The 24628-nt window shown below is 68.0% G+C and carries 28 protein-coding genes; 12 read left to right on the forward strand and 16 right to left on the reverse strand.

The window, feature by feature from the left end; genetic code table 11:
- Positions 1-20: 20 nt before the first annotated feature.
- On the forward strand, positions 21-1160 hold the full coding sequence (locus VIM54_RS13185) for an alkaline phosphatase family protein (RefSeq protein WP_331901974.1): 1140 nt from the start codon (positions 21-23) through the stop codon (positions 1158-1160).
- 194 nt (positions 1161-1354) lie between these two features.
- Here the strand turns inward: VIM54_RS13185 and VIM54_RS13190 are convergent, their stop codons facing one another.
- Both VIM54_RS13190 and VIM54_RS13195 read right to left on the reverse strand, forming a co-directional pair.
- A complete protein-coding gene (locus tag VIM54_RS13190) occupies positions 1355-1792 on the reverse strand; it encodes a hypothetical protein (protein WP_331901976.1) in 438 nt (145 codons plus the stop codon).
- Positions 1789-1974: a hypothetical protein gene (locus VIM54_RS13195; RefSeq protein WP_331901977.1), complete on the reverse strand. Its 186-nt coding sequence runs from the start codon at positions 1972-1974 to the stop codon at positions 1789-1791. The genes VIM54_RS13190 and VIM54_RS13195 overlap by 4 nt, the downstream gene beginning before the upstream one ends.
- 379 nt (positions 1975-2353) lie before the next feature.
- Here VIM54_RS13195 and VIM54_RS13200 point away from each other — a divergent pair, with 379 nt between their 5' ends.
- The gene (locus VIM54_RS13200; RefSeq protein WP_331901978.1) at positions 2354-2704 is read left to right on the forward strand and encodes a hypothetical protein; all 351 of its coding nucleotides are present in this window, start codon (positions 2354-2356) and stop codon (positions 2702-2704) included.
- 16 nt (positions 2705-2720) lie between these two features.
- On the opposite strand, the gene VIM54_RS13205 is transcribed toward VIM54_RS13200, so the two are convergent.
- The 4 genes from VIM54_RS13205 to VIM54_RS13220 are packed head-to-tail and all read right to left on the reverse strand — an operon-like array spanning position 2721 to position 9548.
- Positions 2721-3905 carry a Wadjet anti-phage system protein JetD domain-containing protein gene (locus VIM54_RS13205; protein ID WP_331901979.1) on the reverse strand — a complete coding sequence of 395 codons (1185 nt, stop codon included), beginning with the start codon at positions 3903-3905 and terminating at the stop codon, positions 2721-2723.
- A 40-nt stretch (positions 3906-3945) separates the two neighbouring features.
- Complete coding sequence (locus VIM54_RS13210) at positions 3946-7359, reverse strand: ATP-binding protein (RefSeq protein WP_331901981.1); 3414 nt, start codon at positions 7357-7359, stop codon at positions 3946-3948.
- Positions 7352-8062, reverse strand: a complete 711-nt coding sequence (locus tag VIM54_RS13215) for a DUF4194 domain-containing protein (protein ID WP_331901983.1) — start codon at positions 8060-8062, stop codon at positions 7352-7354. The genes VIM54_RS13210 and VIM54_RS13215 overlap by 8 nt, the downstream gene beginning before the upstream one ends.
- Positions 8052-9548: a DUF3375 domain-containing protein gene (locus VIM54_RS13220; RefSeq protein ID WP_331901985.1), complete on the reverse strand. Its 1497-nt coding sequence runs from the start codon at positions 9546-9548 to the stop codon at positions 8052-8054. Before VIM54_RS13220 ends, VIM54_RS13215 begins: the two co-directional genes overlap by 11 nt.
- A 127-nt stretch (positions 9549-9675) precedes the next feature.
- Between VIM54_RS13220 and VIM54_RS13225 the strand changes: the two genes are divergently transcribed.
- The 4 genes from VIM54_RS13225 to VIM54_RS13240 are packed head-to-tail and all read left to right on the forward strand — an operon-like array spanning position 9676 to position 10870.
- Complete coding sequence (locus tag VIM54_RS13225) at positions 9676-10239, forward strand: hypothetical protein (RefSeq protein ID WP_331901986.1); 564 nt, start codon at positions 9676-9678, stop codon at positions 10237-10239.
- Positions 10229-10462: a hypothetical protein gene (locus VIM54_RS13230; protein ID WP_331901987.1), complete on the forward strand. Its 234-nt coding sequence runs from the start codon at positions 10229-10231 to the stop codon at positions 10460-10462. Before VIM54_RS13225 ends, VIM54_RS13230 begins: the two co-directional genes overlap by 11 nt.
- On the forward strand, positions 10459-10722 hold the full coding sequence (locus VIM54_RS13235; protein ID WP_331901989.1) for a hypothetical protein: 264 nt from the start codon (positions 10459-10461) through the stop codon (positions 10720-10722). The genes VIM54_RS13230 and VIM54_RS13235 overlap by 4 nt, the downstream gene beginning before the upstream one ends.
- Positions 10712-10870 (forward strand): hypothetical protein, encoded by a 159-nt coding sequence (locus tag VIM54_RS13240; RefSeq protein WP_331901991.1) that lies wholly within the window; start codon positions 10712-10714, stop codon positions 10868-10870. The genes VIM54_RS13235 and VIM54_RS13240 overlap by 11 nt, the downstream gene beginning before the upstream one ends.
- A 49-nt stretch (positions 10871-10919) precedes the next feature.
- Here the strand turns inward: VIM54_RS13240 and VIM54_RS13245 are convergent, their stop codons facing one another.
- From VIM54_RS13245 to VIM54_RS13255, 3 genes are all read right to left on the reverse strand, one after another.
- The gene (locus tag VIM54_RS13245) at positions 10920-11132 is read right to left on the reverse strand and encodes a DUF1653 domain-containing protein (protein WP_331901993.1); all 213 of its coding nucleotides are present in this window, start codon (positions 11130-11132) and stop codon (positions 10920-10922) included.
- Between the two features lie 74 nt (positions 11133-11206).
- The gene (locus VIM54_RS13250) at positions 11207-11992 is read right to left on the reverse strand and encodes a nuclease-related domain-containing protein (RefSeq protein WP_331901995.1); all 786 of its coding nucleotides are present in this window, start codon (positions 11990-11992) and stop codon (positions 11207-11209) included.
- Positions 11985-13190 (reverse strand): exonuclease domain-containing protein, encoded by a 1206-nt coding sequence (locus VIM54_RS13255; RefSeq protein WP_331901997.1) that lies wholly within the window; start codon positions 13188-13190, stop codon positions 11985-11987. The genes VIM54_RS13250 and VIM54_RS13255 overlap by 8 nt, the downstream gene beginning before the upstream one ends.
- Before the next feature lie 263 nt (positions 13191-13453).
- Between VIM54_RS13255 and VIM54_RS13260 the strand changes: the two genes are divergently transcribed.
- On the forward strand, positions 13454-13702 hold the full coding sequence (locus VIM54_RS13260; RefSeq protein WP_331901999.1) for a glutaredoxin family protein: 249 nt from the start codon (positions 13454-13456) through the stop codon (positions 13700-13702).
- Between the two features lie 10 nt (positions 13703-13712).
- On the opposite strand, the gene VIM54_RS13265 is transcribed toward VIM54_RS13260, so the two are convergent.
- Positions 13713-14684, reverse strand: a complete 972-nt coding sequence (locus VIM54_RS13265; RefSeq protein WP_331902000.1) for a 1-phosphofructokinase family hexose kinase — start codon at positions 14682-14684, stop codon at positions 13713-13715.
- A gap of 148 nt (positions 14685-14832) precedes the next feature.
- On the opposite strand from VIM54_RS13265, the gene VIM54_RS13270 reads away from it, so the two are divergent.
- Together VIM54_RS13270 and VIM54_RS13275 are read left to right on the forward strand one after the other, a co-directional pair.
- The gene (locus tag VIM54_RS13270; RefSeq protein ID WP_331902002.1) at positions 14833-16131 is read left to right on the forward strand and encodes an HNH endonuclease family protein; all 1299 of its coding nucleotides are present in this window, start codon (positions 14833-14835) and stop codon (positions 16129-16131) included.
- Positions 16132-16226: 95 nt separating this feature from the next.
- The gene (locus tag VIM54_RS13275; protein ID WP_414673226.1) at positions 16227-16871 is read left to right on the forward strand and encodes a M50 family metallopeptidase; all 645 of its coding nucleotides are present in this window, start codon (positions 16227-16229) and stop codon (positions 16869-16871) included.
- A gap of 69 nt (positions 16872-16940) precedes the next feature.
- Here VIM54_RS13275 and VIM54_RS13280 read toward each other — a convergent pair whose 3' ends face one another.
- The 3 genes from VIM54_RS13280 to VIM54_RS13290 all read right to left on the reverse strand — a co-directional run bounded on the left by VIM54_RS13280 (position 16941) and on the right by VIM54_RS13290 (position 17802).
- Positions 16941-17153, reverse strand: coding sequence for a hypothetical protein (locus tag VIM54_RS13280; RefSeq protein WP_331902004.1), 213 nt, complete (start codon positions 17151-17153; stop codon positions 16941-16943).
- A gap of 93 nt (positions 17154-17246) precedes the next feature.
- Complete coding sequence (locus VIM54_RS13285; RefSeq protein ID WP_331902006.1) at positions 17247-17594, reverse strand: MmcQ/YjbR family DNA-binding protein; 348 nt, start codon at positions 17592-17594, stop codon at positions 17247-17249.
- A 7-nt stretch (positions 17595-17601) separates the two neighbouring features.
- On the reverse strand, positions 17602-17802 hold the full coding sequence (locus VIM54_RS13290; protein WP_331902008.1) for a DUF2188 domain-containing protein: 201 nt from the start codon (positions 17800-17802) through the stop codon (positions 17602-17604).
- Positions 17803-18274: 472 nt separating this feature from the next.
- Between VIM54_RS13290 and VIM54_RS13295 the strand changes: the two genes are divergently transcribed.
- The gene (locus tag VIM54_RS13295) at positions 18275-19645 is read left to right on the forward strand and encodes an HNH endonuclease signature motif containing protein (RefSeq protein WP_331902009.1); all 1371 of its coding nucleotides are present in this window, start codon (positions 18275-18277) and stop codon (positions 19643-19645) included.
- Between the two features lie 85 nt (positions 19646-19730).
- Here VIM54_RS13295 and VIM54_RS13300 read toward each other — a convergent pair whose 3' ends face one another.
- Positions 19731-20435 (reverse strand): cold shock and DUF1294 domain-containing protein, encoded by a 705-nt coding sequence (locus VIM54_RS13300; protein ID WP_331902011.1) that lies wholly within the window; start codon positions 20433-20435, stop codon positions 19731-19733.
- A 108-nt stretch (positions 20436-20543) separates the two neighbouring features.
- On the opposite strand from VIM54_RS13300, the gene VIM54_RS13305 reads away from it, so the two are divergent.
- Positions 20544-21560, forward strand: coding sequence for a hypothetical protein (locus tag VIM54_RS13305; protein WP_331902012.1), 1017 nt, complete (start codon positions 20544-20546; stop codon positions 21558-21560).
- A 160-nt stretch (positions 21561-21720) separates the two neighbouring features.
- Here the strand turns inward: VIM54_RS13305 and VIM54_RS13310 are convergent, their stop codons facing one another.
- Together VIM54_RS13310 and VIM54_RS13315 are read right to left on the reverse strand one after the other, a co-directional pair.
- The gene (locus tag VIM54_RS13310; RefSeq protein WP_331902013.1) at positions 21721-22719 is read right to left on the reverse strand and encodes an LLM class flavin-dependent oxidoreductase; all 999 of its coding nucleotides are present in this window, start codon (positions 22717-22719) and stop codon (positions 21721-21723) included.
- Between the two features lie 40 nt (positions 22720-22759).
- Complete coding sequence (locus VIM54_RS13315) at positions 22760-23869, reverse strand: NAD(P)/FAD-dependent oxidoreductase (protein ID WP_331902015.1); 1110 nt, start codon at positions 23867-23869, stop codon at positions 22760-22762.
- A 62-nt stretch (positions 23870-23931) separates the two neighbouring features.
- On the opposite strand from VIM54_RS13315, the gene VIM54_RS13320 reads away from it, so the two are divergent.
- Positions 23932-24558 (forward strand): TetR/AcrR family transcriptional regulator, encoded by a 627-nt coding sequence (locus VIM54_RS13320; RefSeq protein ID WP_331902017.1) that lies wholly within the window; start codon positions 23932-23934, stop codon positions 24556-24558.
- Positions 24559-24628 lie beyond the last annotated feature (70 nt).

Raw genomic sequence — 24628 nt, forward strand, 5'->3', positions numbered from 1 at the left:
CATACCGAAAGGAATCTGCCATGCACATGAGATCCCGCCTCACGGCCGTCGCCACGGCGGCCGTCGCGGTACTCGCACTGACCGCCACCGCGGCAAGTGCGGCTCCCCATCAAGACGCATCTGACGGTGCGTCGGCCCATCGTGACGGGCCGTCCTTCGACCACATCTTCGTGATCATGCTCGAGAACCACTCCCAGTCAAGCGTCATCGGCGACGCGAATGCGCCGTACCTAACCAGTCTCGCCAGCCAGTATTCGACGGCCGACAACTACTACGGCGTCACCCATCCCTCGATGCCCAACTACATCGCCACCATCGCCGGTGACAACTTCGGCATCCAGGATGACAACGATCAGAACGTGCTCAACCTCAACCGGGTGAACCTCGTGGACCAGCTCGAGTCCCACCACATCGGTTGGGGCGCCTACCTCGAGACCCTTCCGGCCAACAAGCTGGACCGTTTCGGTCCGGCCCTCCCCGACGGCACCGTAGCATCGCTCTACGCGAAGAAACATAACCCGTTCGTGCTCTTCGACGACGTGAAGAACAATCCAGCGCGGATGGCGCAGGTGAAGGACTACTCCCAGCTCTCCGCCGACCTCAACGGGCCGAAGGCGCCGCAGTTCGTCTGGATTAGCCCCAACCAGTGCAACGACATGCACGGTGGCGTCTATGCGACAGTCAGCGGGCACCCCGAGACACCGTGCCCGTACGGAAGCGTCAAGGATGATGCAAACGACGCCGCGCTGAAGCAGAAGGCCGACACCTTCGTGAAGACGGCGGTCGCCACCATCACCGGGTCGAAGTCGTGGACCAAGCGCTCGGCGATCGTGATCGTCACCGACGAGAACGACTTCACCGGCAACACCACGACGGGTGGCTGGGAGAGCGCGGCCGGATGCTGCGACTCACCGTACGTGAGCGCCGCCGACCCGCGGATCAGCGCGAGCTGGCCCGGCGGCACCTACGGTGGCGGGCTCATCCCCGCGATTGTGGTCACCGCGTCCGGACCGCGGCATTTCGTGGACCACACGGCGTACAACCACTACTCCCTGCTCACCACCATCGAGCAGAACTTCGGTCTGGGTTACCTCGGCCATGCCGGGGACACGGCGGGCGGAGTCGTGCCGATGTGGCCGATGTTCACTGGCAGGCGGTAGGGCACTCGGCTCGGGTCGTCGGCGCGCCCGTTCCTCGACCACGCGGTCGATCGGGCGGGCCCGCCGTCACCGTCCGCGGGCGCCGTCACCTCGATCAGGGCGCGCATCCCAGTTCGGCCTCGGGGCGTTCGGCCAGCCGCGGGGACCGAATCCCGCGTCGCTCCGGACGGCGTCAGGGGCACTCTGGCCGGTCATCACACCTCGCTGAGCGCGCCGGCGAGCTGTCGAGCGTCGTTCGTGTCGCCGGTCTCCGCAGACTCGATCGTCCCCACCGGGTCGGTGTCCGCGTGCAGGTACTTGCCGCCGGCCGACAGCGAGGCGGCCGCACCGATCAGGGACATGATCGCCGCGGTGATGAACACGATCGCGAGCCCCGAGTGGAACGGCTGGGAGATCAGCTCGGGGAAGAACGTCTTGCCCGTGAGTGCCCCGGCGTTCGTGGCGGACAGGTTCTTGAGCGCCCCGGTCGGCCCGAGGATGCTCTCGATCGGGTTGTAGCCGAGGAACGCCGCGAACAGGCTGCCGACCGGCGGAGTCGCGGCCACCTGGCTGGCCGCCGCCGTACCGACGCCGTGCGAAGTGAGCCCGCTGCGGAGGGCGTTCGGGAGGGTGTCCGCGAGTCCGGCGGTCATGAGGGAGAAGAAAATGTGAACGGGTCGAAGACGAGGGCGTTCCCGGCGACCGTGAAGATCACGAATCCGAGGTTGTAGATGCGCACGCGCCCGTAGATGTCGCCGAGACGCCCGAAACTCACCACGAGCACGGCGGTCACGAGGATGTAGCCCGTCAGCCATCCAGAGCAGGTAGCTGACATTGCCCGGTTGCAGCGGGTCGAGCTTGATGCCCTCGACGATCGCCGGAAGCGAGATGAGCACGATCGACCCGTTGATGGTGGCCATGAGCATCCCGAGCGTCGTGTTGCTCAGTGCGACCCACTTGTAGCGGGGGTGATCCGTGTTCAACATTCCGGTGCGCGTCGCGGTTGCGGTCGCGGGCGCCTGCAGGTGCAGGGGCGTCGTCGTGGAGCGCCGATAGTTAGTTGTTGTGTACTAATGACTCGCTTTTCGCGCGCTCGCGCCTTCTGCGCGGGCTGGATGGGGCCCGTCTTTCGAAGCGCCCCATTCGATGGCGCCCATTTCGATGGCGGTGGGCGCACGTTGCTGTCACAGTGGGAGCAACGGATCGGAGCGGCGATGAGATTCATGATCATGGTGTTCGGCGAACGGGCGGAACTGCACGCGAAACCGACCGAGTGGATCGAACGGATGGTGGCCTTCATGGTGCGCCTCGACGACGAGCTGGCCCAGAGCGGAGAACTGGTCTACTCCGAGGTGCTCGAAGCGGCAGATGCCGCGACCCTCGTCGGCCGGGACGGGGCCACGAGCCGCGGCTCGTTCACCGTCTCAGACGCGCCGCTCTCCCGATACTGGGTGGTGAAGGTGCCGGACGAGTCCCGCGCGGTCGAGATCGCGGCGAGCGTCGCCGCGATTGTCGAGTCCCCGGTCGAGGTTCGCCAGTGCATGGAGCAGTCCCTGCGGCCCTGAGGTGCTGCCCGGTGCCCTACGCCGGGATCGCCGGTCGGCCGAGTGCCGCATTCACAGCGCTCTCAACATCGACCCAAGGGATCCGTTCCTGCTCCAGTCGAACCCGCTTGCCGTACACTCCCGCTCGCAGCCCGTCGAGGACTGCGTGCTCTGGCGCTGTGAGGAGCGAAAGGGATTGAGTGTTCTGCGAGGGCTCGGTTGCCCACAGCGGCTCATTGCCGCGCAGGGTCTGCTCGTCCATCAGCAGCGACTCGGCCTCGGGAAAATAGCTGCGAAACCGGTTGAGAATGGCGAACCCGTGTGTGTCGAGGTCGCCCCAGTAGAGGATTCTGGCGGTCGCGAGCCACGGCAAACGGTGCAACACGTCTACGGCGTAGCCCTGCTTCGCGATGAGCACCGCTCCTGGAAGATCGCCAAAGGAGTACGCGCATTGCAGGTTCTCGCAGACGACCACCAGGCTCGGAGTCCAGTCGAGCTCGGCGAGAACGCCTGGTTGGGCCGAAAAGTCGGTGAGTCCGCCCACACGTGAGCGCAGTCTCTCGTCGAGCACCCGCAGGGTGAGTGGCGGTTCGAGGGCGCGGAGGCCGAACCCGTCACCTTCGCCTTCGCCTTCGCCTTCGCGGACGATGGTCGCCCCGCGAAGCGCGCCGCACAGCGCTCGTCGGCCCTCGAACCACTTGCTGTCGACCCCGGGGATGGGAAGTTGTCGTGGAAGCAACCCCGATGTGGGATGCGAATCCACCCACCGCAGAAAGGCGCGGATGCGGGACCATTCGACCCGATCGAGTCCAGCGAGCTGTGTGAAAGTACGCCGGTCGAGGCGCTGCAGGACGCCCCAGTCTGCACGCAGGTCGCCAAGCCGACCGAGCGCGGCGATCCACTCCCCGGCTCGCCGCACGAACGCGGCCACGGCGTCCGCTCGGTCGAACACGAGATGCGTCGGAATGCGTTGCGACCCGCTTCGCCAGGACCGCTGCGCCGTCACGACGCGGGCGGGGCCGTCGAGGGTGAGGTCCAGCCAGCTTCGCGCCCAGGCGGACGCCCCGTCGAAGTCGGCCAGCGCGAGTCGCTCGTCCGGGGCCCCGAGCGAGAAGGACAGCGGCCAGGACTGTGCTGGCTCCTCGGCTTCCTGCGCCCAGCCGGCGAAGTTCTTCTCGAAACGCACCGCGGCCTCGGTGCGCACCGTCGCCACGGTCTTCATCGCCCCGCTCCTCAGTGCCACGGGAGTTCTGGCGATGCCATCACAGTTCGGTGCCGGACACATCGGCCCCAGTCAGATCGGCCCCGGACAGATCGGTGATTTCGAGGTGGCTGAGCGACGATTCGTTCCGGTTGCGGATCGTCACGAGCGCCGCTCCCCCGATGAATTCGCTCAGCGTCTGCACCATCTTCAGCGGGGTGGCAAGGATCATCTGAAAGCCGAACTGCTCGAAAATGCGCATCGACCCCTCGGTGAATTCGGCGTCGGCCTTGTCGAATGCCTCGTCAATGATCACCGTGCCGTAGAGCGGGGTCACCGCCTTGTGTCCGCCGAGCTGATAGCGCAGCGCCGCGGCCAGGGCGAAGGTCACGAGCTTCACCCGCTGGCCACCGGACCGCCCGTCTCCGGAGGTGTGGATATCCACCACTGACCCGTCCGCCGTGCGTTCGAGTCCCTGAAACTCCACGTGCTTGCGCACGTCGAGCACGAGTTCGCGCCAGGTTCGATCGGCGAAGGTGCTGCTGCCGAGCCGGGTGACCAGGGCGTGCAGCGCGTCGTACTTGGCGGCGGCCTCCGAAGCGGATGTCGTGAGCGAGTTCTCGAGCACGACCTGCACATCCGCTCGAAACTGTTTCACCTCGGGCAGCATGCGGTCCTTCACCTTGAGCTCGAGGTGGGTGCCCGGGTTGAAGTCGACCGAGGCCAGCGAATCGTTCACCGGCTGGATTCGCTTGCGCACCTCCTTCTGCTCCTGCGCCATCAGTTGCACCAACTGCGCCAGGTTCTGGTTCGACTGGGTCTGCAGCAGGTCCCGGAATCGTTCCTGGAACTTCGGGAGGCCGTCGAATTCGATCCGTTCGAGAATGGCGAGGTAGTCGGGCGTGCTCGCGATCTGCGTGTCCACGTCTGCGGCATCCGCTGGCCACTCGGCGCAGAATGCCGTGAAGATCTGCACGAGCTTGCTTTCCGACTCGGCGATCGACCGGCGAACCGACTCCAGCTCGCGGCTGATCTGGAGAGTCATTTTCGCGATGGTCTCCCCCAGCCTGTCGAGCGTGACCGCTCGAGCGAGGGAGGCGAATCGTGTTTCTAGCCTCTGCTGCGTGCCGGTCTCGACCGGGGCGAGGCCGTGTTGTTCCGCCTCGGCCTCCGCCAACCCGGCGCGACGACGGTCGTACTCTGCCCGCTCGGCGGCCACCGTGCCGGCGGCGGCGTTGGCGTCGGCGCGGGCGGTGGCCGCCTCCCGGCCGAGTTCCTCGAGCTGGCGATCGAGCTGAGCGAGTTCCCCCGACGCCGCCGAATAGGTGGTCACTTGCGTCTGCAGGTCGTGAATGCGCTCGAGCAGGCCGCCGGCGTTCACGTCGTCCCAGTGCAGGTTCGCGATGTGCTGGCAGGCCTCGAGGCGAGCGCCATTCTGCCGCTGCTGGTCGCGCACCTCGTCGAGGGAGCCCTTCGCCGCGTCGAGTTCGGCGGCCAGCCGGGCTTCATCCTGTCGGAACAGCTCGTTCTTGTCGTGGTTGTCGAAGCCGAGTACCCAGGAGCGCCGGTCGTCGATCGGCCGGCGGTCGTCCTTCTCGTGCCGAACCCTGCCGTGTTTGATCTGACCAGCGGCGGTGATCGCCCGTTCCTCTGAGCGGAATCGCGCGATGCCGTCCGCGCAGGCGTAGTCGAAACGACGGCTGAGTTCCGCATTGAGCCAGGGCGCGAAATCGCTCTCAGCCACGGCGATCTTGCGCACCACCGAGTCCCGCCCCACGGGAAGCACCGAGTCGAGCGACCCGACCGCGACCCGGTTGTAGAGCAGTTTGCGCCCGAGGTGGGTGGCATTGATGTACTCGGATGCGGCGGCGTACAGGGACTCTGGCACGATCACCGAGCGGGAGAATCCGCCGAGCAACCGTTCGATCGCGCCCCGCCAGGCCGCGTGCTCCGGCGGCACTTCGAGCAGTTCGGCGACGAACGGCAGCCGCTTCGGACTCACGTTGAGCTCGGCCGCGAGGCGATCCCGCATGGCCAGATCCTCGCTCGCGAGGTTGGACGGTTGGCGGGCGAGTGCGGCGAGCTGTGCACGCACGTCGGTGAGGCTCTGCACGAGCTCGCCCTCACGAAGCCGGGCCTCCACCCGGTGCTCCGCAAGAGACTCGGTTGCGCCTTCGATGGCGACGGCCTCGTTCCTGGCCTGCGCGACGAGAGCGGCGAACTGGGCGGCATCCTCCGGCTCGGGTGAGCCGAGGATGGCGAGCTTCTCCCGTAGCAGGGTGCGGGCGCGCTGCGGGCCGGCAAGCTGGTCCGTGAGCGTGGCGATCTGGCCGCGCCAGGCCTCGAGTTGATACCCGCCGGCGCGACCATGCTGCTCGTGCAGCGCGCGCAGCTGCGCCTCGACATCCGTTGCGCGCACCGCCGCTGCTGTCTCTGCCACCTCGCCGTCCACGATGGAGCGCTCGAGCCGTTCGAGCTCTCGGCGATGGATTTCGATCGACCGCGCCACCCGGAACGCGTCGCTCGACTCCTGCTCATCGTCGAGTCGGGCGGCAGCGGTCAGCGCCTCGGAACGCTCGCGCGCCAGCACGCGGACCGGAGCGAGTCGCTCCACCTGGCGTTCGGCACGCTGCACCGAGCGGTAGGCGTCTTCGAGCTCCACGAACTGTTCGACCGTGCGAGTGGCCGCCTCGAAGGTTCGCGGTTCGTCGAGCATAAAGTCGCGCAACAGTGTGTCGAGGTTGGCGAGTCCCTTCGTCGACTGGGTCTTGTGCAGCAGTCGAAGGGCCCGATCCCCCGAGATTCCGAGCCGTCGGCTGAACTTGTCGGCGAAGCTGGAGAAGTCGGTGGCGGCAAACAGCGGAGACAACTTCGATTTCACCGTGCGGAGGTTGAGGCCGTCTTGCACCACCTCTTCGAGAGCCCGCAGGTCGAAGTCGCTGTCGAGAATCAGACTCACCTTGGTGATGCTGTCGTCGCTGTTCACGCCGCGTGCCGCCCAGAACACGCGCACGAGCATTGTCTCGACGCCGAGTCCGTTGCTGTACCGCAGCCCGATCGCCGACCAGGTGGCGCCCGGTCGTAGATGCTTGGTGGCGACCTCGCCGGAACTCTCGTCGGTGTTGCGAGACCAGGCGCCGCGCACGTAGCTGGTGAGATTCCGGTCCCGACCCTTGGCCGCGGTGTCGCGGGCGGCGGCGTTCAGGTCGAGCCACTTCGCCGGTACCAGCACGACCGAGATGGCGTCGAGTAGCGAAGACTTGCCAGAACCGGACGCGCCGGTGATGAGAAAGCCCCGCTCCGACACCGGAATCGAGTGGTGTCCGGCGAATGTACCCCAGTTGACCAGCTGGATGCCCGTGAGCCGGTGCTGCCCCGGATGCGGGCGCACGGCATCCGCGGTTCCCCAGAGCTCGTCGAGGCCGCCGGCGGCGAGGTCGCCGATGCCGTCGAGGGTGTGCACGGTGTCAGTCATCTGTCGTGTCCTCAGTCTCCGTGCCGGTGCGGTCCTCCGCGTCGCCACTGTCCTGCGCGTCGGGCTCCCCGAGCCTGTCGTAGGCCTCCGTGAGGGCCGCGATCTGTTCGGGCGGGAACAGGATGCGCAGCACCGGCGACACCTCGAATCGCGCCTCGGTGCTTGTCGCGCGGAGGATGCCGTTGTCGCGCATCTTCGTCACCGCCGCGTTGATCCGCTTGGCGTGGATCGAATGGTCGGATGCACCCTGCCGCTGGTACGGCTGCAACTGGGCGGTGATGTCGTCGAGCCCCACTATCGCGCGCTGGCCGGTTCCGCTCACTGTCGACAACTGCTGCCGCAGAAACAGCAGCAGGGCGCTGTCGACGAGGGTCAGCGGCACTCGGCGGAGCAGCTTCGGGAACGCCACGTCGGCCTCTTCGCCCTGCTGCGCGAACGCGATCCGCTCCGCATCGTCCACCACGAGCGTGAGGAAGATCTCCGAAAGGAACTGCCTCACCACGCCGTCGTTTCGCTGCAGGGCGGCCCAGACCGCCTCGTCGGCGCCGCCATCGAGGAATGGACCCCGGATGAGGCGCACGATTGCGCGCCGAGTGTCGATGTCGAGAACGCCGGTGTCGCCGACGAAGAGCGAAGCGGCATCCGAGATCTCGTCGGCGGCATCCGCAGTCTCGACGCCGTCGGTGGTCACGCTATCGGGCATTGGTTCCCCCTTCCGGTGTTGGTGCGCTGAATAGCAAACGAGGCACTCGAGCGAATCGGGCGGGCTCTCGGTTCCACTGCACCACCTCGGTTTGTCCGTCTATCTCGATCGCTGCGCCGCTTTCGCGGCTCTGCAGGGCAATGTAGACGAGGCCGACGACACTGCCAAATCCCTGGGTCGCCGGAAAGCTGGTGAGCACGTCTGAAATGCTGGCCACGCCGGTCTTCTCGAGCGTGCGGCTCACATTCTGCTGCAACTCGCGCATGTCGATCTCGCTCTCCCGAATGATCGCGCGAATCTGCTCCAGGTCGATCTCGTGCGCCACGTTCTCGAGCAGCGCCGCCGGCCGTTCGCCGTCGTCGCTGAAGAGCGCCCACTGCCCAACCGAGGACAGCCTGGCCTGGCTCAGCGCCAGCTCGAACCCGGTGGGCCGGTGAAGCGGAACGGTCTCGCTCAGCGCGCCGAATCGGCGCTGCGCGTTGGTGAGCAGCCTGGTAACCGTGCGCTCCTCCTCGAATTCACGTCGCTGCACGAAGTTGCGCAGGGAACGGGAGAGCGAGACGTAGACGTCGTGTACCTCGCCGCCCCGCTGGCCGAGGCTCGGCACCAGGTCGCGCAGAAACTCCCGCTGCTGCGGCGTCAGATCGCCGACGAAGCCTCGCGCGAGAACCGTCTCGATCGCGGCATCCAGTGCCGAGCTGCGCTCGAGGTCGGTCAGCAGGGCGTAGAAGGCCTGGAAACTGCGGCCTGCCTCCTGTTCGGCCAGCACGTCGACACCGCGGAACAGGGCCTCGAGTACCTCGCCGCGGCCGCCCTCGTTCTCGATGATGTCCTTGCGAAAACGGATGTTGAGACGCTCGATCTCTCGCCGCACCCTGGCGAAGTCGGCCGGAAGCTGGTCGGCAAGGGAAAGGATGTCGCGAACCCGTTCCAGTGCGACCCTGTCGTCGATCGTGCCGGACCGTCCAGCACGGATGGCGTCGATTCTGGCGGTGATCCGGTCGCGGTCGCGCTCCAGGGCCTCCACCCGCGAGGCCGTGTCTTCGTCGGTGTCGATCACCAGCTGGTCGAGTTGCGACATCACCGTGGTCAGCCGGCTTTCGGTTGCTGACTTCGGCGGCGTCTCCAGGTCGCTCACGATGCCGATCGCCGCCAGGGCCTCGCTCGACAACTCGTATGTCTCGTCGCCGCCTGTCTCGCCTGGGCGCCGCTCGAGAAAGCCCTGGTTGAGCCAGGACGCACAGTACTGCTGGGCCGTCTGGGGCAGGTCGTAGCCGGCATCCCGCAGGGCCACGAGATCGTCGTCGACCCGTTCGAAGAGGATCGGTGCGCCCACCCGAGACTCGCCGGACTCCACGAAGTTGCCGCGCAGGATCGCGAGGATCAGGTGCGCATTCTGGGCTCGGATCAACTGCCAGGCCGATTCGTCGCTCAGTCGCCGGAGTCGAGTCGCGGATTGAACGATCTGCGCCGCGGTGTGGCTCATGCTTCGAGCGTAGTGCCGGGAACGATACCCGGCCTTCGACGCCCCCTCCGGTGCGTTCTCCCGCACCTTGTCCACAGGGTTCCATCATTGGCCTCGACGACACCGGTGCTGGGTCTAGCTTCGGGCAATGATCATCGAAGCCGGCTACGACATCCATCAGATTCTGCACGGAGAGATCTTCTCTGGCGGGGTGCTCGCCCAGGGGCTGTGGGTGATGGGAATGGATGAGAACCTTCGGCTGCTCTTCACCAGGAAGGTCTCCGGCCAGGCGATTGGGTCGATCGAGGAGCACCCCGACGATCTCCTCGCCGCACTCACGGACTCCCCCGCCACGGTGCGCTACTACGCGTTGGCCTACTCGGTTGACCGGCTGCCCGAGCACCACGAGCTGTGTCCGTACCACGATGACGAGCCGTTGCTCGAGGTGCCGGCGCTCAAGCCGTACGAGCTCCTCGGTCGTGTCGTGTACGACGACGGGTCGATGTGCTCGACCGTGCCGCGGTGCAGCTTTCGCGACTACCCCAGCCTCGCCCATCTGCCGCGTACCGGTGTGGTCCTCGGCCCGCACGATGCCGATTGCACGTGCTTCGCCTGCACCCAGCACCGGGAAATGCTTCGGCGAAACTGGCAAGGGCATCACAGCATCAATTCGGCGGTACCCCCGGTAAATGAGAACGACAGTGACGATTGATCCGGATGTCGCCGCCGAGATCGAGCGGATCCGTGTGAGAGACGGGAGGCGCTTCAAACAGGTGTTGAACGACGCCCTTCGCGCCGGCCTTCTCCAGCTGTCGAACGAGCCGAGCGGCGTCGACCACTCCCCCACGACTCCGGTGGATCTGGGAACCGCGCTGGTTGACGTGACGAACGTGAGCACGGCTCTCGCGGCCGCGGAGGGCGAGGACTTTCGATGATGCTCGTGGACGCAAGTCTGCTCGTCTGCGCATTCTCGAAGTCCTCGCCCCAGCACGACCGCTCCCTCGCCCGGCTCGATCGGCAGTTCGCAGCGAGGGACCGCATCGGCCTGCCGTGGGAGAGCCTGAACGCCTTCGTGCGCCTGGTCGGCAACCCTCAAATCCACGCGCGACCGATCTCCGTTGCATCGGCCGGGGAACAGGTCGAGCGGTGGCTGGACCACCCGGGCTACGCCCGATCATGCATCCGTGATGCGTGAGCTTCTCGGCGACGGCTCGTGGGTGGCGAACGACGTGCCCGACGCGCATCTCGCGGCGCTCGCGATCTCGCACGGACTCCGTCTCGCGAGCCACGACTCGGGCTTCGGGCGCCTCGCCGCTCTTCGCTGGTTCGATCCGCTGAGCTAGGTCGTGCCCGCGTGCCGCGTGCGCCATGGTGGTTTGTCGACGGCGCCCGCTACTCGACTCGCGCGAACCGACGGACGCTCTGCCCGTCGATCTCGACGGTCTCCCGGAACATGGCGAGTGGTCGCACCCACAGTCCGTTGTCGCCGTACAAGGCCCGGTACACGACCAGCGTCTCCTCGGTCTCGGAGTGCGTGGCCGTGCCGACGACGTCGTAGAGGTTTCCCTTGTAGTGACGGTAGAGGCCGGGCTGGAGTTCGGACATCTGCACACGGTACCGGACTCGCGCAGGACCGCGAGCGCGAGCTTGCGCTCTGCGGGTCGGGACGAGAGGCCGCCCTACGCGACCCCGAGAAGTCGGGACGCCACGACCATGCAGGCGCCGACGAGCAGCACGACCCCGCCGCCGGCCCAGAGCGTCTGGCGCTGCGCGGCAGACCGCACGGCCGCATCGAGCGCCGCGAAGCGGCCAGGGGCATCCGCCGCCGAAGCGGGGGTCTCCCGCCACACGGCCGGGTTGTCGAGGAGGTGGGCGAGATCCGCGACCTCGGATGGACCGAGCATGACCGGCTGCGTGACGAGCCAGCGCACCAGGTGCCGCGCGTCGATCACCGTGACGAGCTCCGGCCTCTTCCTGATTCTGACCGACCCCGGGTCGACGAGAACGATCATCGAACGCACAAGAGTGGCGTCCGGCAGGTGCCTGGCGATCAGTCGACCGACACTCGCCGCCTCGGATTCGGCATTTCGGACGTAGGGCTGCTTCTGCCCGGACACGAGGAATCCGCGCCCTCCCACCCAGATCCTCTTGCCGCTGTGGTGTTTGGTGTTGATGGTGAAGACACCCGCCGGGCTCACGAGCAGGTGATCGATGTCGCTCTCCTTCCTGCCCACGGGCACGGAGTGCAGCACGGTCCATTCGGCAGGCAGCCCCGCGAGAGCCCGGGCCACCGCGATCTCGCCTCGCGCGCCCACATACCAGGGCGTCTCCGCGGCGTTTAGCGGAGACACCCCGAAGAGCCTCGCCAGCCCGGACTGCGCCGGCCGCGCGTCGTGCAGCGCGAGCAGCTTCTCGATGAGCGATTGGGCGGCCGGGCGCGACCGCATCGTGCTGAGGTCAGGCATCGAGCATCTTCCTGAGGTGTTGCTCGCCGACGACGGTGATGTCGTATTCACGCGCCTTGCGGGCCTTACCGGAGAGCGAGTCGGGGTCGGCGGCCACGAGCAGCTTGACCCTTTTGGTCACGGCGGCCCACGGCACGAAGCCACGCCGGGTGAGCTCGAGCTGCCAATCGTCGCGGGATCGGGTCATCTCGCCCGTGAGCACGACGAGGTCGCCCGGCTCGAGCCGGAAGCCGAGGCGATCGGGCACGGCGAGGGGCGCGGCCGGCTCCTGCAGGGCGCGCGTCACCGCCGCGCTTGGCAGCGACAGCAACCGGGCCACGGCCAGGAGGTCGGCCATCTCGTCCACGGTGAGCACGCCATCCACCCAGGCGATCGCGGTGAGATCGTCGAAGTACTGCCGGTGCAGTGCCTGGCAGGTGTCGCGGCTGATCCCCAGCGACTCGGCCAACGCGACGAGCGCGGTCGCCTCGTGCGCGGTGAGGTTGCGGTCGAGCAGGCACCGGTCGAGCAGCGCGAGGTAGTCGAGGTGCTCGCCCGGCCCCGCGTGCTCGGGCAACTTGACGGTGATTCGCTCGAGGAAGGTCTTCGGATCGGCGTGCTCGGTGCCTCGCGGATGCCACGCCACCGCGATTGCGGGCATGGGCGGCCACTCGCTGGCCGCGCGCTCGAGGCGGGCGGTCCATCCGTCCCACATCGGATTGTGCAGAATGTAGGCGTCGAGAAGTTGCGCCGTGGCGCGGGCGTCGACGGATGCTCGGTGCGCGCCGTCCAGTTCGATGTCGAAGGCGGCGCAGCAGTCCTCGAGCGAGCGCCCGGCGCCGGGCAGAAAGTCGCGCGCGAGCTGCATGGTGCAGAGGCTTTCGAGGGTGAACCAGCCCGAGTATCCGGCCCGCTCGAGCTCGGCGAACAGAAACCGCGTGTCGAAGCTCGCGTTGTGGGCCACCACCACGCGTCCCGAGAGCAGCTCGACGAGCCGGGGCGCGATCTGGGCGAAGGTGGGCGCCTCGAGCACGTCGCTCGCACGGATGCGGTGGATGCGCTGCGGACCCAGGTCGCGCCCCGGGTTCACGAGCGTGTCCCACTCCCCCGTGATGCGCCCGTCTGGATCGAGGTGCACCACGGCCACCTCGATCACCCGGTCGTGTCCGCCCGGAAACAGCCCCGTCGTCTCGAAGTCGATCACGGCGAATCCCGGCATTGCTGATCCCCCAGTTCCTTCGGACGCATCGACAGGCTTCGACGTTATCGAGTTTCCCTCTGCTCCTGAATCCCCAGTGCGAGGGGTGCGGCGGCAGGTCGACAGCGTCAGCGCACGGTTCCGCGTGCCGCAATCCAGACGGTCGGCTGCCCAGTGATTTCCGCAATGACATCGAAGTCGGAGCCCGGGTGGTGTCCGCGCACGAGGTGAGTCGCCACGACCCCCGCGGGAATTCCCCCGCCCCCACCCCGGTTGCCCCACACATGAGCAAACCCATCACGATGTACGGCGCCGACTGGTGCATTGACTGCCGCCGGTCGAAGAGCGTCCTCGACGAGCTGGGCGTGGCCTACGACTACGTGGACCTCGAGGCCGACATCACGGGAGCCGAGCGGGCTTACGCCATCAGCGGGCGCACCAACATTCCGGTGATCGTGTTTGCCGACGACAGCCACATGGTCGAGCCCAGTGATGCGGACCTTCGACGCAGGGTCGCGGCGCTCCAGAGGTAGCGCGAGCGGCTCAGTGCGTCGTCGACGACAGCTGCGCCTCGAGGGCGGCCACGTCTTCGGGTCGGCAGAGGTTGGTGGCCGGGGTCATGGTGGTGGCGGTTCCCGCGGCGACGGCCGTGCGGAATGCGGCCTCAGGGTCGCGACCCTGGGCGAGACGCAGCACGAAGGCGCCGAGGAAGCCGTCGCCGGCTCCGACCGTGCTCTGCACGCGCACCGGGGGAACGGCCAGCCGGGAGATCCCCGCTGCAGACGCGAGCAGGGCGCCCTCCGCGCCGCGGGTGAGGGCCACGAGCTCGGTGGAGCCCTTGGCCACCAGTTCGGATGCCGCATCCGCCTCGCTCTGATCGGTCTCGAGACTCTCGCCGACGAGTTCGCCGAGCTCCCGCCGGCTCGGCTTGATCAGGTAGACGCCCTCGGAGAGCGCCTCGCGCAGGGAGTCGCCAGACGCATCCAGCACGAGTCGCGCGTCGCGGTCGCGGGCCAGGCGCGCAACTCGAGCGTAGAAGTCGTCGGGTACTCCCGGCGGCAGGCTGCCGCTCGCCACCACGTAGCCGCCCGTCACGATCGTCTGCTCGAGCGCGGAGAGGCAGGAGCGCCATTCGGCCTCCGTGAGCTCCGGGCCCTGCAACACGAAGCGGAACTGCTTGTCGGTGTCGGTCTCGTCCACGGTGAAGCTCTGCCTGGTGGTGCCGGCGATGGGGATGGCGCGGCTGGAGATGCCCTCGGTGTCGAGCATGCGGCGCAGCGACTCGCCGGTGAGTCCGCCCACCGCGAAGATGGCGAGCGACTCCCCGCCGAGGCGGTGCACCACACGCGACACGTTGATGCCGCCGCCGCCCGGGTCGAGCCGGGTCGGGCCGCACCGTAGCTTGTGCTCGCTCACGACAGTTGCCGTCGAGGTGCTGAGGTCGAGCGCCGGGTTGACGGTGATCGTGACGATTGCCCGATTCGCGCCGTACGTCGAGCCCGGGAGGGATGCCATGCCCCCACTGTAGGCGGCGATCCGGTGCTGGGGACAGACTCCCCCGCCGAAGATTTGGGGCCAGTCGGCGCGACCCGCGAACAGGGACTGACCGTTCTGACGATACCCGCCTAGGTTCAAGTGAGAACAACTGAAGAAAAGCGAGCCGATGCCCGACAGTTCCGAACCCGTGCGTGTCTCGCGCCATTTCACTCGCCCCAGTTTCTGGGTCGCCTCGGGGCTGATCGTGCTGTTCGCGATCTTTGCCATTCCGACCGCCGGCTTCGGCGGGTTCCTCATCATGCTGGCCTTCGGATGCCTGCTCACCGGCCTCTACTCGCTCGTCACCGGGCGCGGGAGCTGGGCATCCATCCCGAGTCGAAAGGTCGCGGCACTCGTCGCGGCGGCCGCGGTCGTCGCCGCCATCGTCGGCGGGGCCCTCGTGCCGGCGGACGGCGGCGCCGGGCATCGCGCGGACTCCGCCATCCGGCTTGCCACCTCCACTCCCGCCCCGGTGCAGGCGCCCCAGTTCGCGTTCACCGCCGAATCCGCCGCGGACCCTAGCCACGTGACCGAGCCGGCGGGCTCCGCGTCGGCGGGGACCGCCTTGGTGGCGATCGCCGACTCGTCCACCACCGACACGACCGCGCTCGCCCTCCTCGCCACTCTCCCGGTGAAGGGAAAGGCGCCGATGACGGGATATGCCCGGACCGTGATGTTCGGCGCGGCCTGGATCGACCAAGACCGAAACGGATGCGATACCCGCAACGATATTCTGAGCCGCGACCTCGCGGCGGTTGCCAAGTCGGGCAGCTGTCGTGTGTTGAGCGGCCGGCTGAGGTCCCCGTACACCGGGCAGTCGATCGACTTCGTGCGCGGAAACCGCACATCCACCGCCGTGCAGATCGACCATGTCGTGTCGCTTGGTGACGCGTGGCGCACCGGCGCCCGGCAGCTGACCCAGGGGCAGCGGGTGGCGCTGGCGAACGATCCGATCAACCTGTTCGCGGTGGACGGCCGCTCCAATGAGCAGAAGAGCGACGGCGACACCGCCACCTGGCTGCCCGCTGCAAAAGCATTCCGCTGCGAGTATGTAAGCCACCAGGTGTCGGTGAAGGCGACCTACGGGCTGTGGGTGACGCCGGCCGAGCACGCTGCGATGCTGCGCGTGCTGACCACCTGCCCGGCGCAGGCGGCCGTGTCGTCCCCGTTCGCGTCGGCGCCCAAGCCGGTGGTCGACGCTCCCCCGGTGGTCGCGCCCGCCCCGCAGCCGGCCCCGGTGAAGGCGGCTCCCGCGCCCGCGCCGGTTGCGCCTGCGCCGGTTGCTCCGGCTCCGCCACCGGCGGGAGTCGTGCATCCCGGCGCCTTCTGTTCGACGGCCGGGGCGACGGGCGTGACCGCGAAGGGCACCGCGATGCGCTGCACGACAACCGCCACCGACGCGCGGCTGCGCTGGCGCGCCGCCTAGGGACTGAGAGACTGGGGGGCATCGATACTTCCAACGCCCTCACCGACTGGGCGGCACTCTTCGCCCGGACCGCGGTCGCGATCTCCCCTCCCCTGCTGCTCGGCATCCTCGTCGCGGCGGCGGCGCTGAGCATTCCCCGCGCCACCTGGCAGTACTTCGGGTTGTTCACCACCCTCGTGCACGAACTCGGCCACGCGTTCGCCGCCGTGCTGTCCGGTCGGGTGGTGCACGGCATCCGGATCCGGCGCAACCATTCCGGTGACGCGCTCAGCAGTGGGCGCGGCACGTTCGGCACCGTCGTGAGCGGCGTCCTCGGCTATCCGGCACCCGCCCTCGTGGGGGCCGCGCAGCTGTGGAGCGTGTTCAACGGCTACACCGCCATCGCGCTCTTCGCGGGTGGATTGGTGCTGCTGCTGACGCTGCTCGTGATCCGCAACCTGTTCGGCGCCCTCGTCGTGCTCGCATCGGTGGCGGTGAGCGCTGCGCTCTGGGTCTACGCGACGCCGGAGGTGCAGAGCTACGCGCTGCTCGTGCTCGGGGTCGCGCTGCTCGTCGGCGCGGTGCGTGGGCTCGTCACGGTGATCGGCGTGCACGTGCGCCGTCGCGACCAGCTGCTCACCTCGGACGCGTACCTGCTCTACCGCCGCACCGGAGTCCCCTCGGTGGTCTGGCTGGCGATCTTCGCGGCCCTGATCGGCGGATGCTGCGTGCTCACGGTCATGTCGTACCTGGGGCGGTAGCGGGCGCCGGCATCCCCGGCGACCCCATCCACCTTCTCGACCGCGATCTCGATCACCACGCGACGGGGATTAACTCAGGGCTGCCGGTAGCGCCGAGAGTACAGCCACGGCGTGGGCCAAGGAATCCGGATCCCGGTTGATGCCGGCCGTGCCGACGAAGGTGATCCAGCGCCGGCCGTCCACCTGCGCGACAGTCGCCTGGCCCGACCGCTCCACGTGGCGCACCTTCTGGGTGCCGTCGGACGTGATGATGCCGTCCTCCACCGTGAAGCCGACCGGCACCGAGTGGATGCGCGCGGGTCGGGCCGAGGGCCGACAGCACGGCGAGGTGGCGTTCGGCGACGAACCCGGCCGCATCGGGGGTGAGTTGCGCGTTCACGAGGGCGTCCGGCGCGGCACCCTCGGCCGCACGAGCGCGTGGCTGGCGGTGAGCAGCTGCTCGACCAGCTCATCCGGAACGCCGCCCTCGAGCCGGACCGTGATCCAATGCTTCTTGTTCAGGTGGTAGCCGGGGGTGATCTGCGGAAACTCCGCCCGAAGAGCGATGCTCTCCTCCGGATCGCACTTGAGGGAGACCGCGAGGGACTCCGCGTCGAGCGGCGCTATGGCGAAGATCTTGTCGTTTCCGCTCGTCTTGAAGACGCTCGTCTCCTCGCCGAAGGGGAACGTCTCCGTCGCTTGGGGCAGGGCGAGGCAGAAGTCGCGCAGGGCATCCGGGGTCATGCGACGGCTAGTCTGCCGGGTCGGTGATGACGCCGGTCGGCTCGGAGGGCACCAGGATGTGGGCAGTGCCGAGCTGGCGCGCGAGTGAGCGGCCGGCCCCGATGGCCTCGTCCATGCCAGAGAAGCTCTCGGAGAGCTCCGGCTCGCCGGTCACCCGGTTCACCCACCGGCCGCCCTTGTCGATCGTCTCCACGTCGCCGTCAGGCATGGTCGCTCCGTTTCGTCGGGGGTACTCGCCCTAGCCTGTCATCGTTCAGCGGCGGAGGATAGCCGCGGTGTCGAGCTTGTGAGTTCTGTTCTTGGTGCACTTCTTTTAGTGCACTTCTTTTAGTGCACTTCTCTTAGTGCACTTCCGGGGGCCGCGACGTTGTTGCTCCGTCGGCGTCTCCTTCAGGTTCGTCCTCCGCCGCCCGGCTGCCGCCGCGCCTCTCTCCGCCGCACCTCCTCCGCGGCCGGTCCTCCGCTTCGGCGGCCCTCTCGCTGCCGATCTTCTCCTTCGGTCGCTTCGCCATCGCGGATCCTCTCCTCTGGTCGCTTCGCCACCGTGGATCCTCTCCGTGTGCTCTTGTCCTTGTGCTCTTGTCCGTGTGCTCTTCTCCGCAGGAGTTCGGTGGAGCGATAGTTATCCCCTTTCCACCCAAACCATTAGAACAGGTATTCGAATGTGAGAGAATAAGGACATGGAAACGCTCACCGAAAAGCTTCGCACCGCCGCTGGCGACGTGACGCTGTTCGGCGACGCGGCCGCCGATTTCGCGGCGATGTCGAACGCGGAACTGCTGGCGGCACAGGGGAAGATCACGGCGCTGCGGGCCTGCGCCGACCGGTATGCGGCCCTGGCCGCGGGAGAGATCGCGCGCAGGTCGCATCATGAATTAGGGGAAGCCGGTCTCGCTCGGGCAGGCGGGTATTCCTCGACGGAACAAATGATCCAGTCGGTAACCGGAGTCTCCCGACAGGACGCCGTGAAGCTGATCAAGGTGGGCACCTTGATTTCACAATCCGAGGCGGATGCTGGCGACGGGTCGCTTCCGGTGCTACTCGCTGGAGCCCTCGAATCAGGGATAATCTCGCTGGACGCGGTCGAAGCGATTCGACGTGGGCTTGGCGACATCGATCCGGCGGTCACCGCCGAACAACTCGCGCACGCCTGCGCGCGTCTGATCGAGACCTCGACCGGTCGAACCCCCGAACAGGTCTACCGAAGTGCGCGTGACGAGCGAGACGCCCTCGACGAGGACGGCATCGAGCGGCGCGAGAAGGAGCGACGCGAGCTGAGATCGGTGCGGGTGTGGTGGGACGCGGCGGGAATGTACTGCGGCACCTGGCGCCTTCCGGCCGAAGAGGGCACGATCCTGGCCAGCGCGTTCGACGATCTCCTGTCGCCCAGACGCGGTGGTCCCCGATTCGTGACCGAGGAGGACAGGGCCAGGGCGGGCGAGGTCTTCGCCGATGAACGCACTACCGAACAGGTCGCCGCCGACGCGCTGGTCGACATGGTCAGGCTCGCGGTGGATGCCGACCCGGGCACGCTCTTCGGCCGGCGCCGGCCCGCGGTGCGGGTGATCGTCACCGAAACGCAGCTTCGGCAGCGTGCCGGCCACGGCCACATCGAAGGCCACCCCGACCCGGTTTCATTCGCCACGATCGAACGCCACCTCTGCGACACTGGGGCGATCTCCATCGGATTCGACGACGACGGGCAATGCGTGAACGTCGGACGTAACAAGAGACTCTTCACCGAACGACAACGCACCGGCATGGCCGTCCGAGACGGCGGATGCATGGCCGAAGGATGTGACCGACCGCCCTCATACTGCGAGGCTCACCACATCAACCAATGGGCACGCGATAACGGCCAGACGAATATCGCCGACGGAATCCTGTTCTGCCGCCGACATCACCTGTGGATGCACAACAGCGGCTACCAAGTCATCCGGGTGGGTGGTTTGTACTACCTCAGACCACCAGCTTCGATTGACCAGGAACGAATACTCATCCCCTTACGAAGCCGTAACCCTCACGTCAGGGAGATCCATGCGGCGAGCTGACAGGCCGCGTGGGGTGCGGCTACTTGAACCCGGGATGGTGAGGGCTGGGCGTGATTCTCAGCAGGGCGGAGCACCTCAGTGCCGACTAGCCCAGGTGCGCGATGAGTGCGGCGACGCTTGGAGACGCGATGGTCACGAACGCCGCAATGTTGAGCAGCACCGTGCCCCAGAAGGCCAGCTGGAAGGTCGCCTTGCGCGTCTTATGCCGCAGCCTCTGCTGGGCGAAGATCGACCCTGGCCAGCCCCCGAGGAGGCCGAGCACGAGCAGTGTGCTCTCGGACGTGCGCCACCGCCCGGCCGTCGCCGCGGCCTTGTCGGAGGCGTAAGCGAAGAAGCTGAGCACGCTCATCACGAGGTAGAGCGCTATCGGCCAGTACGGCACGGTCCACGCAACACTTACGAATACGTAAAGAGCAATGAAGGCGAGGATGGCGAGATAGCTCACCGGACTCTGGTTCGGTGGGGCGGGCTTGTGGCGCGGCTTCGCGGTGCGCGGCATGGCTGTCCGGCCTGTGGGGGCGCGGTTCGTGGGCAACGTGGTCTTGGGTGCGGGCACCGCGACGGCTTTCACGTGCGTTGCCTGCTCGCGTCCTTCCGGGGCGGCATCCCTCTCAAAGGTCAGCAACTCGCCGGTGAGCGGTCGGGTGTCCCGGGGCGCGAACGCCGAGATGTGCACGAACACGGTGCGACCGCCGCCTGAGGGGGTGATGAATCCGAAGCCCCGCTGGTCATTCCAGGTGGTCAGAGTGCCTTCGAGGCGCCCGGCGACGGGTTCTCGTGCGATGGCCATTAGTCGAGCCTAACGGCATCCCGCTGCCGCGTTGTGGCCGTGCCGCGCCGCGCCGTGCCGCGATCTCGGCTCGGTCGATGCATACTTGGAATCTAAGAAAGGCTCAGCATGACCGGTGTTCAACCCGTGCCATCGGCTCTTCCCGGGCTCTCCGCCCGAGGATGGCTGCTGCTCAACGTGCTCAGTTCGGTGGTCGGGGGCCTGGCCGCGGTTGCCCTGTTCTTCGCCTACGAGTTCGTTCAGAAGGCCGGCCGCCATCCGCGGTACGCCGAGTTGATCATCGCTCTCTGGGTGGCCATCGCCCTGGTCTGGCTTGCAACCTGGGCGGGCCTCTTCGTTCGCGCCCGCGCGGAGAAGAAGGCGGGCTACACCACGACGGCAGACGGGAGTCCTATGCTCCCCGTCCTCGACAGCAGAACGGGAACGGTCCTGGCGGGGGGAGGCGGCATGCCGATCCCGGACTCCCCGCTGAGGTCCCTCGACCCGGTCAATGTCAACCCCCGTCCCACGGCGACACGGGCGGTCGCCATGGCCGCTGCCACCTTCGGGGTATTCACCGTCGCCCTCGTGTTTGCGCTCCTGTACTCGTCCTCGGTCGCGAACTCGCCGGAAGGCTGGTCGCCGGTGCTCCTGCTGGTCCCGCTCGGATACGGGATGTTGATCTTCGTCGCGCTCGCCAGCGTCGCTCTCTCGAGATCGCGCGCCCTGCAACGGCTGTCCGAGCGCTATCCGGACGATCTGGAGTTTCTCGCCACACGAGGTCCCGGACTCGTCACGGGTCTCGCCCGGCTGGGGCTCATCGCGACTGCGGGAGAGGGGGGACCATCCCTGGGCGGACGCGTCGGCGCGGTTGCGAACGCGGAAGGCATCCGGATGTTCCGGGCCCGCAGCACGGAGCCCTCGGCCTTTGTGCCCTGGAACCGGGTGACCGGTCTGACCATCGGCAATCAGCCAGCCGGCCGATCGCCGCTACGGACGATCATCGTGTCCGCCGAGAATTCGGGGCACAGCGCTCAGCTCATGCTGACGTCGGCCCGCGATTCGATGAGTCCCTTTCGCTCCAACGCCCAAACCGATTGGCTCGCGCGAGAGCTGCTGGCGCTGTGGACGGAGTCTCGGCACTAGGGAGACTCGACGGCGGGCGCTCGCGAGGGGGCACTGCCGACGACGAGCCTGACGGCGCGGCCGACCGGCTCCTCGGAAGGCGCGATGGACCGGGTCGTCGGGCGGCGCTGCCGACCGGCATGCCTGACGGCGGGACCGCCCGGGGCGCTGCACGACGTGACTAGACCGCCGCCCCGCTCATCGCCTCGGCCGTGAGCTCCACCGAACGCAACCGGTCCGCCACGTCGCGGGCCTGGTGCGCCAGAATGAGCTCGTCGGCCTTGGTGGAGGCGGCGAAGTCCTCGAGCCAGGTCCGTACCTCGGCGGGCGTGCCCACAGCGGTGTACCGCATCATGTTCGCGATGTTGCGGCCCTCCGGCGTGGTGAGAAACGCGTCGATCTGGTCGTCGGAGTAGTCGGGAGCCGATGGCCCGCGGGCAATCATGCCGCGCACCCGGGAGCGACGGGTGATCTCGAACTGGAGGGCGGCATCCGCCCCGTCTTCGGCGGCGATCACGTTGGCCGCCACGATCAGGTGGGGTTCGGCGAGTTGCAGGGACGGCTGGAAGTCGCGGCGGTAGGTGTCGATTGCCTCGTGCAGGGCATCCGGCGCAAAGTGCGAGGCGAACGCGTACGGCAACCCGAGAGCGGCCGCGAGCCGGGCGCCGAAGAGGGACGATCCGAGGATGTAGAGGGGCACGTTTGTGCCCGCGCCGGGTACCGCCTGCACGCCGGGGATGATCGACTCGCCGCGGAGGTAGGCCTGCAGCTCGAGCACGTCCTGCGGAAACTGGTCGGACGCGCGAGGGTCGCGCCGCATCGCGCGAGCGGTGGTCTGGTCGCTGCCGGGCGCCCGGCCGAGACCGAGGTCGATGCGGCCCGGGTACAACTCTGCGAGGGTGCCGAACTGCTCCGCGATCGTCAGCGGCGAGTGGTTCGGCAGCATGACGCCGCCGGAGCCGAGCCGGATGGTAGACGTGTGTGCGGCGATGTACCCCACCAGCACGCTCGTGGCCGACGACGCGATGGTGGGCATGTTGTGGTGCTCGGCGTACCAGACTCGCGCGTAGCCATGCCGTTCGGCGGTCTGCGCGAGCGCGACGCTCGCCGCGAAGCTCTCCCGGACGGTGTGCCCCGGGGCGATGGGGGCGAGGTCGAGAATGGACAGCGGGATGGTCATGGAGCGTGCCTTTCTGCCGTGCACCGCCGAGGCGCACCCCTCAACCCAACCGAGTCGACGCCCCAATCGTTCCCGTTTCCGTCGACCTCGCGCGCGCGGCCACCCGATCCGCGATGAATGCCGCGTCCCGTCCCACCCCGCCGATGAGTCCCGAGGTGAGGGCGTACTGGAACGGCATCCCCACGAAGTAGAGGCCGGGAACGTCGTCGACCACGCCGCGACGGGTGACCGGCAGCCCGTCGTCGTTCACCCGGAGGGCCGGCAGCCAGCGAAGGTCCGGGCGGTAGCCGGTGGCCCAGATGACGGTGGCCGCGGATTCTGTCGGCGGCCAGACCGGGCTGGCTTCACCGGCGACGGGACGGCCGCCCTGCACGTCGGTGATGCGGGGCACGCGCGTGACGCCCGCCGCATCCAACTGGCGCATCGAGACGCTGATGAGCGGCGCGCCCCGCTTGCCGAACCCCGCGGCGACCCTGCGACCGGGCGGAGTGTCCACCGTGAGCACATTGCTCACGAGCCACCAATAGGCGCCCCCGGCGTAGCGGAACACCGCGTCCGGGATATGGACCGTTGGCCGACCGGCGATGGTCACCCGGCGGGTGGCCGCGAGCTCGAGCGCGATCTGCGCCCCCGACGTTCCGGCGCCGACCACCAGCACGTCTCCCGCCGGCAGTTGCGACGGGTTGCGGTACTCCGACGAGTGAAGCTGCCGGATGCCCGGGTGGAGCTCGTGGGAGAGGTCGGGAACGCGCGGCAGCCGGTTCGGTCCACCGGCGACCACCACCTGCCGGGCAGTCATCGGCCCGGCCGTGGTGGCGAGCGCGAAGCCGTCGTCCGTACGGCTGAGAGCGGTCACGGTCACTCCGGAGCGGGTGGGCAGAGCAAACGTGTTCGCGTAGGTCTCCAGGTAGTCGGCGAACTCGTCCCTGGTGGCGTTGGCATTGCGGCCCACCGGGTTGGGCATTCCGGGAAGTCCGCTGAACCTCCCCGGGGTGAAGAGCCGCAACGAGTCCCAGTGCCGGCGCCAGCCGTCGCCGATGCGCTGCTCGCTGTCGAGGATCACGAACGCTCTCCCGAGCCGAGCGAGGTGGTAACCGGTGGCGAGGCCGGCCTGGCCGCCCCCGACCACGATGGTGTCGATGTGTTCCATGGCTCCTCCTTGAATTCTCACTAGAATAGCGTTCTAATCAGTAGAACGCTATGCTAACTTTTGTGACCAACGGCGCCGCTCCGACCCTGCGCGAGGCGCAGGCCGCCGTCACCCGGCGGCAGGTGGTCGACGCGGCGGGCACGCTCTTCCTGGCCAACGGCTACGTGGGCACGTCGATCGGCGCGATTGCGCACCTCGCCGGAGTCTCGGTGCAGACCATCTACAACGCCGTGGGCAACAAGGCCGCCCTGCTCTCGGCGATGCTGGATTCCGCGGCGTCTGGACCTGCATCCCCGACCCCGGTTGCCGAGTTCATGCGGGAACGCACTCGCGCCGCCGTGGACGCCGCGGCGGTGATCGAGGTGCTGGCCGACTGGTTCGTGGAGGTGCACGGGCGCACCGCGAGGGTGTGGTCGGTGATTCATCAGGCCGCGGCCGTGGACGGAGAAGCGGCCGCCGTTGAGCGGGCGCGCAACGCGCAGCGGCTACGCAACTACCGGCTCGCCGCCGCGGAGTTGCGATCGCGCGGATGCCTCGCCGGGCTCACAGACGACGAGGGGGCCGCGGCGATCTGGGCCATCGGCAACCCGGAGGCCTACCAGTTGCTGGTCGGCGGGGCCGGCTGGACCGTCGCTGCCTATCGCGACTGGGTGCGCAAGGCACTCGGCGGCGCCCTCGGGATCGCCTGACCAGGAAGCGGCGGCGGGGCGGGCGCGGTCGGGACGGGCGGTGGCGCGACGAGAGCTCGCAGGGCGGACG

The organism is Lacisediminihabitans sp., from assembly GCF_036569425.1.
Taxonomy (GTDB): Bacteria; Actinomycetota; Actinomycetes; order Actinomycetales; family Microbacteriaceae; genus Lacisediminihabitans.